The organism is Melioribacteraceae bacterium 4301-Me, assembly GCA_041538185.1.
GTDB lineage: Bacteria > Bacteroidota > Ignavibacteria > Ignavibacteriales > Melioribacteraceae > Pyranulibacter > Pyranulibacter aquaticus.
In genome coordinates, this window is sequence record JBGORM010000003.1 from 326,793 (window position 1) to 340,658 (window position 13,866).

General features: G+C 32.8%; 6 protein-coding genes. All 6 read left to right on the forward strand.

From position 1 onward, the window contains the following. Positions 1-240: 240 nt before the first annotated feature. The 6 genes from porU (at position 241) to der (ending at position 13,804) form a co-directional block, all read left to right on the forward strand. On the forward strand, positions 241-4,182 hold the full coding sequence (porU, locus tag ABRY23_07555; protein MFA3782900.1) for a type IX secretion system sortase PorU: 3,942 nt from the start codon (positions 241-243) through the stop codon (positions 4,180-4,182). 85 nt (positions 4,183-4,267) lie between these two features. Further along, positions 4,268-5,428, forward strand: coding sequence for a type IX secretion system outer membrane channel protein PorV (gene porV / locus ABRY23_07560; GenBank protein ID MFA3782901.1), 1,161 nt, complete (start codon positions 4,268-4,270; stop codon positions 5,426-5,428). Between the two features lie 5 nt (positions 5,429-5,433). Further along, complete coding sequence (locus ABRY23_07565; GenBank protein MFA3782902.1) at positions 5,434-8,487, forward strand: T9SS type A sorting domain-containing protein; 3,054 nt, start codon at positions 5,434-5,436, stop codon at positions 8,485-8,487. Between the two features lie 31 nt (positions 8,488-8,518). Continuing rightward, positions 8,519-11,584: a biopolymer transporter Tol gene (locus ABRY23_07570; GenBank protein ID MFA3782903.1), complete on the forward strand. Its 3,066-nt coding sequence runs from the start codon at positions 8,519-8,521 to the stop codon at positions 11,582-11,584. Between the two features lie 16 nt (positions 11,585-11,600). Next, entirely contained in the window at positions 11,601-12,470 is an 870-nt protein-coding gene (locus ABRY23_07575) for a hypothetical protein (protein ID MFA3782904.1), read from the forward strand. Between the two features lie 20 nt (positions 12,471-12,490). Beyond that, positions 12,491-13,804, forward strand: coding sequence for a ribosome biogenesis GTPase Der (gene der / locus ABRY23_07580; protein ID MFA3782905.1), 1,314 nt, complete (start codon positions 12,491-12,493; stop codon positions 13,802-13,804). Positions 13,805-13,866 lie beyond the last annotated feature (62 nt).

Below are 13,866 nucleotides of genomic sequence, written 5' to 3' on the forward strand. Positions count from 1 at the left end.
CACAATTAACAACTTTATTGTATCAAGTAATGAAAATCGTATTTATGTGTGAGTCATAAAATAAAATATGTTGATTAGGAAGAGATAGCAGATAAATTAAATAAATTGACTTGACATTAGTAGGCGCACTTGCCTAAATTAGGGCTCAAATTTGGAGGAATTTTATAGAGCATTTGGCTACGTCTGATAATTAGCTTATTATTTTATTAACAATATTTTCTTAAAAATATCGAACGGTTGATGAAAGCCATATTCTCTATAATATTTCTCCTTTTAATTTTCAGTTCTGTTGTACTACCACAAGATGTAAAAGTTATCTCATCATCATCACAGTCAATTACTATTTTATATAGCCCCCAAATTTTAGACACCACACTTGTTACGATAAAGGGACAAAAATATTACAGCTTTAATCTTGCTAATGGAACTCTTAATCCTTTAATGAAGGCTGGTAGTCCTTTAATTCCTTTTAGAGAAGTTAATATTGGTGTTCCTGACAAATCAGGCAATAGAATTTCAATAAATTCTGTTGAATACAAAACAATGCAAGGTCAAATTAAGCCGGCATACGTTGAAAGTTCACCAGGTAATTTAACTTTTACTGAAGAATATTTAACGACAAAATTTAATAATGTTGTATCTTTTGGCGATTATGGCTTAGTGCGTAATTTACCTGTTCAGACTGTTAGAGTTTATCCAATTCAATTTGATGCGAGTTCTAATCAAATTAGAGTATATAGTAAAATTATCTTTACAATCAATTTTGCTTTAGTGCCGACATCCGTTCAACTAATAAGAGATCAAAGTCTTTCACAAGTTGTATTGAACTGGCCAATAGCAAAAAATTGGGGAGTACCAGCAAAAAGAGCACTAAAAATTTCCGATGATCCTTTTGCTTCAAACAATAATTGGTATCGTTTTGAAGCCCCGACAGAGGGCATTTATAGAATAGATAGAAACACATTACAATCTATGGGTATTGACCCTAACTCTGTTGACCCAAGAACAATAAAAATATATAATAATGGTGGCTATCAATTACCTGAAAACCCAGATGTGAACAGGCCGAATAAATTAAACGAAATTGCTATTTATGTTAGTGGCGAGCAAGATGGTAAATTTGACCAAAATGATTATATATTATTTTATGGCAGAGGTACTGAATTTTGGGAATATAGCAACTCATTTAAAAAAATTGTAAGGGTTAAAAACCCATTTTCAAAAAAAAATTATTATTGGATAACAGCTGGCGGAAATCCTGGCAAAAGAATGAATTTTCAGCCTACAGTTAACGCTAATAATTTTTATTCTCAACTGACTACGCTTGCTTTTAAGCAAAATGATAAGGATAGTACAAATATTGGTCATACCGGCAGAGATTATTTTGGAGATGAGTTGGATTTTAATACTAAGTCAAGGGTTTACTTAAATACTTTAGATGGAATAGTGCCAGGTTCTAAAATATATTATCAATTTAGAGTTGCGAATATTTCTCAGACCGTTTTAAACTTTTTAGTTAGTGAGTCAAACACATTGATTTATTCAAGTTCTTTGCCGGGCAGTTCTCCAGCATCATATTATTTAGGAACTGAACGAATAGGTAGTGCAGTCTTTAATGGAACATTAACTGATAATCGCAGCTCACTAAAATTTGCTATTGAAACTTCAGCGTCAAACGCTAGATTAGCAATTGATTATTTTGAAATTACATATACAAAATATTTGCAGGCGTTTGGTGACCAAATTTTGTTTTTTTCTCGGGATACCACTGCTAATATCCAGTTTGGACTTTCAAACTTTTCAAACAGCAATATTCTAATTTTTGATGTGACTGATTATGCTAACGTATCTCAAATTTCTAATGCACATATTAGTGGCGGGCAGTGCAATTTTCAAATTAGCGCACAGTCGGGCAATGTAAGAAAATTTTTAGCAGTAACTGAAACTGCTTTTCAGACACCTGTTAATATTGTAAATGTACAAACAACAAATTTGAAAGCAGATTTAACTGGAACTGAGTTTATAATCATTTCAGATAAGTCATTTAAAGCAGAAGCTGAAAGATTAAGAGATTATAAAAATTCTCAGTCGCCATCAAGAATATCTACTTCTTTATATTATGTTGATGATATTTATAATCAATTTTCTTGCGGCTCGTTAGACCCTTCAGCTATAAGGGATTTTTTAAAATTTGCTTACGATAATTGGCAAGTAAAACCTTTTTACGTTCTATTGTTTGGTGATGGCTCTTATGATTATTACAATACTGAAAAAAAATCTAACAATTTTATTCCAGCTTACGAGACTAAAGAATCTTTGTATGAAATAAATTCTTATCCTACTGATGATTTTTATGCTAGGGTATCGGGCAGTGATTTAAAAGCAGATTTAGCAATAGGAAGATTGCCCGTTCAAAACTTAGACGATGCTAAGGCTATTGTTGATAAAATTATTGCTTACGAAACAAAATTAGATATGGGGTTATGGAGAAATACTATTACTTTAGTAGCAGACGATGGACCAGCAGCAACTGGTGTTGACGATGGAAGCATTCATACCAGTCAATCTGAAAATCTCTCCCGCTTTAGAATACCTTCATTTTTTGATCAAAATAAAATTTATCTTGCTTTATACCCAACAGTATATACTGGCTTAGGTCGAAGAAAACCAGCAGTTAATCAAGCTATTATTGATGCAATTAATAATGGAACGCTAATCTTAAATTTTATTGGGCATGGTAACCCCGATGTGTGGACTCACGAGTCAGTTTTTGAAAAGTCAACTACCATTCCGCAATTAAAAAATAACGATTATTTTTTCTTAACAGCTGCTACATGTGATTTTGGCAGGTACGATGACCCATCGGAACAAAGCTCGACTGAATTGCTGGTAAACAAACCAAACTCTGGTGCTATTGGCGCTTTTACTGCAGCTAGGCTAGTCTACTCAAACTTAAATGCAATAATAAACGATTCTCTATATTCTAATTTATTTCGTACAAAGGACAGCTTGGGATTACCAATTAGAATTGGCAAAGCTTATTTTTATGTTAAGCAGCACAGGACTTTAGATAACGATGAAAAATATCATTTGTTTTGCGACCCAACTCTTAGGTTAGATCAACCTATTTTACCTGCAATTATAGATTCTGTAAATCATTTTCCGCTAAATAATAATATTCAAATAAGTGCCCTAAGTGAGGTTAATATACGAGGCTCAGTTTCGGCTAATAATCTAATTAATAATTTTAGTGGCAATGCTATTGTTAGCGTGTATGATTCTGATAGACAAGTATTTATTAAAGAGATGAACTATACGGTCACTTTGCAAGGCGGGTTGATTTACAGAGGCCGCGTTAATGTTGATAATGGTATTTTTCAGACAGGTTTTGTTGTGCCTAAAGATATTTCTTATGAAAATAAAAATGGTAGAATAGTTTCTTATATTTTCAATGAAAATAATGATGGTGTTGGTTTTACCAACAAGATAATAGTCGGAGGTACTAATCCTAATGCTGTTAACGATGGCAAAGGTCCAAATATTGAAATATATTTTGATAAGATTTCTGAATCGACTTCTAATATTGTGAACTCTGATTTTACTTTGTTCGTAAAACTTTCAGATCAGACTGGATTAAATACCACTGGAACTGGATTGGGTCATAAATTAGAAGGCATACTAAACGGTGATGAAAATAATCCGATTGATTTTTCAAATTATTTCATTAGTGATGTTAACTCAAACGGGAAGTCAGGTGTTATTCAGTATAAATTTACTGGGTTTGAACCTGGAGATTACAATATAAAAATAAAAGCATGGGATGTCTTTAATAACTTGACAACTAAGGAAAGCAATTTTACAGTTGTCTCTGGCAACGACCTTGTTATTAGAAATGTTGTTAATTATCCAAATCCTTTTATGTCAAATACTACTTTTACATTCCAGCATAATTTAAATAAACCGATAGACGTTAAAATCAAAATATATACAATAGCCGGCAGAATGATAAAAGAAATTAAGGAAGACTATATTGCTGATAAATTTGTTAAAATTGACTGGGATGGAAGAGATGAAGATGGCAACTTAATAGCAAATGGAGTATATCTATATAAATTAATAGTTCGTTCATCTGATGGACAGTACACTCAAAACGTACTTGGAAAATTGGCAGTAATTAGATAAAATTAACTTGTATTATTAATAGAAAACAACTTGAATATAATTTAAAAATAAAAAGGAAGAAAAATACTTAGGAGGTAAAAAATAAATGAAAAGGATTTTCATAATAGGGACATTGTTATTAATGTATTTTGGCAACATTGAGAGAATTTATAGTCAGGGGGAGACCGCTGTTCCGTTTTTGCTTTTAGCTCCGGATTCAAGAGCGGGCGGAATAGGAGAATCTGGTGGCGGCTTGGCGGATAATTCAGCTGCCATTTTTTGGAACCCTGCCGGAATTGCTTTTCAATCCGGTTCTGAAATCTCTATTACTCATAGTAACTGGCTGCCTCAATTTAATCTTGATTTATTCTATGATTATGCAACTTATAGACAGTACATTGATGACCTAAACGGCAGTATTACAGCAAGTATAACATATATGAATTTTGGTGAATTTGTTAGAACCGGATCCAATGACCCGACACCACTTGGTACCTTTCGCTCTTTTGATGCAGCGCTAACTTTGGGTTATGCTACAAAATTGAGCAACGACTGGGGAATTGGGTTTAATTTTAGACTTATTCATAGCCGTCTTTCTGATAAACCTACTGAACAAGAGCAAGGTAAAGGAGTAGCAACATCAGTTAGTTTTGATATTGCTACTATGTGGCGCCCAGAACATTTTAATTTACCTTTAATAGGTGACTTCGGAAACAGATTTAGCATGGGTATAAATATTAGTAATATTGGTCCCAAAATCTATTATATAGACCAAGCGCAAGCCGACCCTATTCCTACTAATTTTAGATTAGGCTTTGCAATTAGACCATTTGAAGATGATTATAATTCGCTTACTTATACACTTGATTTTTCTAAACTCTTAGTTGGGGTTGGCGATAGTACGCATGCTAGAGATGAATTTTATAAGGCAATATTTACTTCTTGGGTAGATGAACCATTAAGTCAAGAGTTGAGGCAAGTTCAAACTTCTATGGGTCTTGAATATTGGTATGGCAAACCAGAAGAATTTATGTTTGCATTAAGAGCGGGCTTTTTCTACGAGGATCCTTCCTATGGTAATAGAAAATTTGTTACTCTTGGTGCTGGTATTAGATATGACCTTTATGGATTTGACTTTAGCTATATCACTACAGATGTCTTCAAAAATGGCGCAAATCATCCTCTCTCAAATACTTTGAGATTTACTTTATTAATTGGATGGGGTGCTAAGCCAAAAACCGAAAAGGGGTTTCCACGCGGAATATAATATAAATGAAGAACATTAAGATTCCCTTAATAATTTTAATAATTGGATTGAGTGCTTTGCCCAGTGTTAGACTGGGCATATTTGCTCAATCTATGCTCGGCAAGTTAAATTATTATCCGCAAATTCCTGTAAAGTCTTTTTCGCCATCCGATTCTCTAAAAATCCTTGCCGTTATGGTAGAATTTATGCAGGATGATGACCCAAATACTTATGGTAATGGTAAATTTGGGTCAATTTATTCTCAAAACTATGGCGATACAATAATGGACCCTTTACCTTTTGATGCTTCTTATTTTTCTAATCATCTTGAGTTTGCTAAGAACTATTTTAAGAAGGTCTCCAAAAATAAACTTAATATTTCTTATAAAGTTTTACCTAACATTGTTACTGTTTCTAAAATAATGAGAGAATATTCGCCACCCTCTGATACACCAAATCAAATAACAAATTTAGGATTGTTTGCACAGGAAGTCTGGCAGCTTGTAAGTCAACAAAATCCTAATTTTGATTTTAGCAAATACGACCTGTTTATAATTTTCCATGCGGGTGTTGGACGTGATATTCAGTTACCCGGAAGCCTTGGTTATGAACGTGATTTGCCGTCAATTTACTTGGGACTAAAATCATTACAGTCGATTTTTGGTGAGAACTTTGACGGGTTTGTTGTTAATAGTAATTTTAAAATAAAAAACTCGCTAATTCTGCCTTCAACTGAATCACGTGAAGTTCAACAGTTGAATTCTACTGTTCTGTTCCAAATGACTACCAACGGATTAATTGTTGCGAGTATTGCTAGTTATTTAGGTCTGCCCGATTTATTCAACACTGAAACGGGACGAAGTGCAATAGGAAGATTTGGATTAATGGATGGGGCAGCAATATTTGCTTACAGCGGAGCTTTTCCACCTGAACCCTCAGCTTGGGAAAAAATTTTCCTTGGCTGGGCAAAGCCTGTGACTGTAAATATATCTTACGCTCAAACAAATATTAATCTACTTGCTAACTTAGCAGCGAGTGTATCTGACACAACAATTCTTAAAATACCAATAAATTCAAACGAATATTTTTTGGTTGAGAACCGCCAGCGGGATGTGAATAAAGATGGAATTCATATTAATTATAAAATAGGAAATCAGTCTTTTTCTTTTACAAAACAACAAGATGAAGGAAGATTTCAATGGTACAGCGCAGATACTCTAAAGGGCGTAGTTACTGATGTGGATGAGTTTGATTGGGCAGTACCTGGAAATGGCATTTTAATCTGGCATATCGATGAAAGTGTTATTGCTAATAATTTATCCGATAATAAAATAAATGTGGATATTAATCACAGAGGTGTCTCTGTAGTTGAAGCTGATGGTATTGCCGATATAGGACAAATTTTTACTGATATTTTTGGTGACCAGGTTGAAGGACAGGCAACCCAAGAGGATATGTGGTATAAAGATAACCCTTCAAAATATTATCAAAATATATTTGGCCCTTATACAAAGCCTAGTACAATTTCATACACAGGTGCAAATAGCTTGATTACGCTGTCGGACTTTTCCCCTGCTGGCAATAGGATGTCTTTTAAATTGTCATTCTCGGATAGTAATTTAGTTTTACTTGCTAAAACTCAATTAAATTTACCTGATTTGCCCACTTTGATGCTAACACCTTTTAATAGCATTAATGATGATGTGTATTTATTGGTAAATAAAAACTTGATTAAAACAAATAAGTATGGCAGTGAAACTAAAACCTTTTACAATTTCAGCGATCAATACCCTGCAGCAATTCAAATCGCAGAACATGAGTATGTTATAGGTTCTATACAAAACAAATTAAATGTGTTGATTTCGGATGGTATTACAGAAAATCTTAAAAGTTACCAACTTGCTTCAACTGTTACATCGCCAATAACTATTAACGAAATTAACAGTAACTGGTTTGTAATTTTCGGTACAGCAAACGGCGAGATAGTTAAAGCTAATATTCAAGATTTATTAAATGATAATAATGTAAGTGAAGGTAATTATACAAAAATTTCGACTGAACCTATAGTACAAGTGTGCTCAAGTCAAAATTCAACTTATTATTCATTTCTCACTGCTAATACTTTTATGGATGCAAATCAAACAATAATAAAATTTCCGGAGAAACCTAAAAAATGTGTTCTTACAAAAAGTGAAGCTGGTAACTATATAAATGTAGTTCTAACTGAAGGTAATAATTTTTATATAATAGAAAACGGGGCTCTTAAAAAAGAGTTTAATATTAAATCAGAGAATAACATATCAGATTTTTCGTTAGCTAATTTGTTTGACGATGGTAGTAACTATATTGTTTTTAATAACGGAGATAAACTTGAAGCGTATAATTTGGAGGGCTCGAAAGCAGACTTTTTCCCGTTTGTTGAACCTAATCATGCTAATTTTGTAGCTACACCATTGACTGTAGTTTTTGAGAATAAAACGCAGGTGTTTATATTGGCTTTTGCGGATAATGGAAACATATACGCAATTAATCCTCTGACTGGTAAAGTTCTGCTCCCTTTCCCAATTTCTTCTGGGACCAAGAGCATAGTAACACCAATATTATATAAGCATATTTTGTACCCATCAGCTTCTATATTAGACTGGACTGCACTTAGCCTTGTTGATAAAACTAATACGTTATATACATGGTCTATCGGGCGTTACATCGATTCAAAAAATTGGTGGGCAGAGTTTTCAAATTCATTAAATAATTCCTTTGTTGATGCTGCCGGGGTTTCAAAAAAACAAGTTGAGTTTTTCCCGTTAGATAGAGCTTATAACTGGCCTAATCCAGTCTTTGGTAATACTACTAATATTAGATATTATGTATCTGAAGATTCTGACGTAAGCATAAAAATATTTGATATTTCAGGCGACCTTGTTGCAAAATTAAATGACAAGGCAGTAGGCGGTTTTGATCATGATACTATTTGGGATGTTACCAATATTCAAAGTGGGATTTACCTGGCTCACATCGAGGTAACTTCTGTAACGGGCAAGACAGCTACTAAAGTTATTAAAGTTGCTATTATTAAGTAAATTCTTTTCCTTAATACTCTTAAGGTAGTAAATGAAAAAAATACTTTTTATGGTTTTTTGTATACCTTTAGTTATTAATGCACAATTCAATGAATATAACCCTAACTATCAATGGCTAACAATAAAAGGAAAACATGTTTTTGTTCACTTTCATCCTGAAGCTGAGAGAACAGCAAGGGTGATAGCTAAAATTGCAGATGAAGTATGGGGACCTATTACTTCTTTGTACCAATACGAACCCGAACCAGTACACTTTGTAATTAAAGATATTGATGACTATTCAAATGGTGCTACTTACTTTTTTGACAATAAAATTGAAATCTGGGCTTCGGCATTAGATTTTGATTTAAGAGGTTCTCACAATTGGCTTCGTAATGTAATTTCACATGAATTTACACACATGGTTCAAATCCAAGCTGGAATGAAAATGGCGAGAACAATACCAGCCTTTTATTTCCAGTTCTTAAATTATGAAGAAAAACGTAGACCTGATATACTTTATGGATTCCCTAATGTAATTGTCACTTACCCAATTCCAACAGTTAATATTCCTGCATGGTTTGCTGAGGGTACTGCCCAATATATGCGTAAAGAATTTAATTATGATAACTGGGATACTCATCGCGATATGATTTTAAGATGTTATGCGTTGGACAATAAATTACTTACTTGGAATCAAATGGGTGTGTTTGGAAAAACAAGTCTGGGAAATGAATCTGTCTATAACGCCGGCTTTGCTTTAACAAGATATATATCACAAAAATATGGTGAAAATAAACTTAGAGAAATTACACATAAACTTGGCAATACCTTTAATTTTACTATTGATGCTGCTTTTAAAGAGGTGCTGGGAAAAGATGGCAATCAGATTTATAATGAGTGGAAATCATTTTTAATATCCGACTATAAAAAAAGAATTCATGATGTGGAGTTGAATAAAATCGAAGGAGAAATTATAGAAAACGAAGGATTTGGCAATTTCTATCCCATTTTCTATAAAAATAATGAAATAATATATGTTAGTAATAAAGGTAACGATTATCTTTCTTTGTCCTCAATTTATTTACTCAATATTAAAACTAAAAAATCTAGAAAACTTGTTAATCTTGTTAATTCAACAGTAAGTATTATACCCAACACAAATAAAATTGTTTATGCTAAGTTGGGTGATGATAATCCTAAGTGGGCAAATATTCATGACATTTACATTTACGACATATCTAAAGATGAAGAGAAAAGAATCACTTTTGGCATGAGAGCTAATAACCCATCAGTCTCAAATGATGGCAAAAAAATTGTCTTTATCTACCAAAAAGATGGTACAACAAATTTGGGTATGGTTGATATTGATGGAACAAATTTTAAGAGATTAACTTTATTTGAAAATGGAGAACAGGTTTTTAATCCAAAGTTTTCACCTGATAATAGTTATGTTATTTTTGATTATTCTTACTCTAATTCAAGAGAAATATCAAAAATCGATACCTCAGGTGCTAATTATTCGGTGATTATTAAAAATGGGCACGATAACAGAAATCCTGCATTTACCAAAGATGGTAATTTTGTCTACTCTTCTGATATAACAGGAATATTTAATATCTACAAATACGATATGAAAAATAAAGTAAGCATACAATTAACAAATGTTATCGGTGGTGCCTTTATGCCAACTGTAGACGATAGTAATAATTTAGTCTACGCAGGCTATACTTCAGATGGATTTAAGTTGTTTTATCTGTCTAATGAGCAACAGAGATTAGTCGATACTGCAAAAAAATATGTCTGGACTAATAACCCACCACTTGGCGGTGACAAACCGAATGGCGATTTATCCCGTTTTGATATGAACTCTTTAATTAATTACAACGATTACAATATTCCAAAATATAAAGAGGAAAAATACAGCGGCTTTTTTTCTAAACTTAGTTTTTTCCCTTTTATTAGATATGACAATTATGTTACTTCCAATACGTTTGTGGACAGAATAAAACCTGGTTTGTATGTTTCATCGACTGATTATTTAAACAAATACAGCATTTTTGCTGGAGGTTCAATAAATAAAAAATTTGAAAGGGACCTTTTTTTAGAATTCAATTACAGAGATAAATTACCAATATTAAGCAGCTTTAGTATATATCCTGAATTAACCTTAGAACTATATAGCGTTAGCAGAAAAACTAACACACAGTTGACCTTTGACCCGCTTGACCCGACTAAAAACACAAATACCGATGTAACTTACAATTTATTTGAAGTTGATCTTTCAGCAAAGAATAAAATTTTTACAGAAGGAAATTATATTGAAACAAGATTTATTTTTAGCCAATATTCTGCTACAATAGGTAGTTTTATCTTCCCTAAAACTTCTATACTGTATCCTACAACTAACGATACATATTTAATAGGCAGTGATATACAAGTTAAATTTAATCACAATGGTATTGTCCCAACAGTTGATAGCGATATTAATCCTATTGGCAGACAATTTGAGATTAAATATGATTATGAGTTCAATAGATACAATAAAGATAACACTTATGAAATTGTAGACGGCATTTTAAAGCCGGTTTATCAACATTATAATTTTCATAAAGTAGAATTAAATTGGAAAGAGTATCTGCAGTTGAGAAAGGGAAATACACTTAATTTTACATTTAGAGCTGCTGCAATCTTAGGTCCACCTGTACCCGACTTTTTTGATTTTTACTTAGGCGGATTAGTGGGTATGAAGAGTTATCCGTTTTATTCAGTTAGTGGCAATAAACTTGGCTGGTTAAATATTTCTTATCGATTCCCTTTGTGGAAAAATATTGATACTAGAGTTGGGCACCTTTATGTAGATAAAATTTATTTTTCAGTATACGGCGATTTTGGTAATGCATGGACAGGGGAGTTCCCAACGTTTAAGGATTTTAAAAAAGGACTAGGTGCAGAGATTAGAATAAAAATGAACTCTTTTTACTTGTTCCCTACAAGCTTTTTCTTTGATGCAGCATATGCTTTTGATAAATTTAGTAGAACAATATTAAATGAAAAAGTAACTTACGGGAAAGAATGGAGCTTTTATGGAGGTATTTTATTCGATTTTAATTTTTAATGAATGAGGTTATAAAATGAGAAGAATCTTCTTATTTGTGTCTATTACTTTTTCAACACTATTGTTTGCGCAAAAAAACCAAAAATTTCCCTTAACAGGCGTTCTTAATTTTGATTCTTACTCTGCCTATCTTAACAGTGAAAAGATAAATGAATTAAATGACTCCGGAATTAAAAACACCAAATCACCTTTCTTGGCAGGATTACTTTCCTTAATAGTGCCAGGCACAGGAGAATTTTATTCGAAAAGTTACATTAAAGCAGGTATTTTCTTTGTTGCTGAAGTAACCGCAGTTACTGTTGGCTTAATTTATAACAAAAAGGGTGATGACCAAACAAACTTTTTTCAAAATTTTGCAGACGAGCACTGGAGTGTTGTAAGGTATGCACAGTATGCCTTAGAACATTTAGCTCCAAAAGACCCGCCAGGAGGTCCTTACCAACTTTTTTATCCAGATAAACAGAACCTTCCTCCTTGGGAACAAGTTAATTGGTCTGAGCTTAATAGAATGGAACGCGATATTGGCGGCTATTATTCTCATACTTTGCCCCGTCATGGCGACCAACAGTATTATGAAGAAATAGGTAAATACCCTCAATTTAATCAAGGCTGGGATGACGCCCCACCTCAATTTAATTATGGTGACCCGGTTACACCAAATTTCCACTATTATTCAGGCTTACGAGGCAAAGCCAATGATTATTACGATATTGCATCTAAAGCTGTAATCGTTGTCTTTTTGAATCATTTAATTAGTGCTATAGATGCAGTGTGGACAGCCCATAGTTATAATAAACATATTTCAATTTCAGCTGAGTTAACTAAAACTACATATGGTATTAGGACAGATTACTATCCTAAATTAAATTTACGTTATAATTTTTAATTTTTTTGCACAACTCAATAATGAAAATACCTTTAGTAGTTATAGTTGGGAGACCAAATGTTGGTAAGTCTACACTTTTTAATCGAATGACTAAAACTAAAAAAGCTATTGTTGATGATGTTAGCGGGGTAACACGTGATAGAATTTATGGAGAAGTGGATTGGAACGGGAAAATTTTTAGATTGATAGATACTGGTGGATACATCCCCAACTCTGATGAAACCTTTGAGTCAGCTATTAGAGAACAAATTCAAATTGCTCTGGAAGAAGCTGATGCTATCTTTTTTGTTGTAGATGGTAAAGCTGGCTTAACCCCTATTGATTTTGAGATTGCAAGTATTCTTAGAAAATCTGCAAAACCGATTTATACCTTAGTAAATAAAGCTGATACTCCACAGCTGGAATCTTACAAAGCAGAATTTTATAAACTTGGATTGAAAAATTTGTATGATGTTTCGGCATTGAATGGCAGAAATCTTGGCAATTTATTAGATGATCTAGTGAAGGAAATTGAATTTGTTGAGCAAAAAACAGAAGAAAAAGATGTGCTTAAATTGGCAATTATTGGTCGACCAAATGTTGGCAAATCATCATTAGTTAATTCTTTGATTGGCTATGATAGAAGTATTGTTACTGACATTCCAGGTACAACACGTGATAGTATCGATACTGTTCTAAAATACTATGGGGAAGAAATCATTTTGGTTGATACAGCGGGCTTAAGAAAAAAATCCAAGATAAAGGAAAACATTGAATTTTACTCTAATGTTAGAACTTACAAAGCATTGTGGCATTCTGATGTTGCTGTTTTATTAATCGATGCTCAGCAAGGTTTGGATTCCCAAGACCAAAAAATAATTCAAGAAGCGGTGAGGAGAAGAAAAGGTATTATACTTGCAGTTAACAAATGGGATTTAATAGAAAAACAAACTAACACTGCAAGGTTTTATGAACAAAGCATCTATAAGAAATTAGGTTCATTCGATTACGTACCTATTATATTTGTTTCTGCATTAACTAAACAACGAATATTTAAGATTATCGACTTAGCCAAAAAAATATATTTAGAGAGAAAGAAAAAAATACCAACCAGCCAATTAAATGAAATAATGCTGGAAGAAATAAAAAGAAACCCGCCCCCAACTACCCCTACAGGTAAAGAGATTAAAATTAAATATGTGACGCAGGTTGGTAGTCATTACCCTATTTTTGTTTTCTTTGCTAATCAACATAAATACATACCAGAGCATTATAAACGATTTCTTGAAAAAAAGATTAGGTCCCACTTCGGCTTTGAAGGGGTACCTATTACACTTTCTTTTCGTGAAAAGTAAATCAACTTACAATTTTATTTTATTCCACGAAAATCTTTATATTTAATGCGATTTTTATAACC

Bases quoted from the DNA above. Each gene is read 5' to 3' on its own strand.
- porU (MFA3782900.1), top strand. From the start codon at position 241: ATGAAAGCCATATTCTCTATAATATTTCTCCTTTTAATTTTCAGTTCT.
- porV (MFA3782901.1), top strand. From the start codon at position 4,268: ATGAAAAGGATTTTCATAATAGGGACATTGTTATTAATGTATTTTGGC.
- ABRY23_07565 (MFA3782902.1), top strand. From the start codon at position 5,434: ATGAAGAACATTAAGATTCCCTTAATAATTTTAATAATTGGATTGAGT.
- ABRY23_07570 (MFA3782903.1), top strand. From the start codon at position 8,519: ATGAAAAAAATACTTTTTATGGTTTTTTGTATACCTTTAGTTATTAAT.
- ABRY23_07575 (MFA3782904.1), top strand. From the start codon at position 11,601: ATGAGAAGAATCTTCTTATTTGTGTCTATTACTTTTTCAACACTATTG.
- der (MFA3782905.1), top strand. From the start codon at position 12,491: ATGAAAATACCTTTAGTAGTTATAGTTGGGAGACCAAATGTTGGTAAG.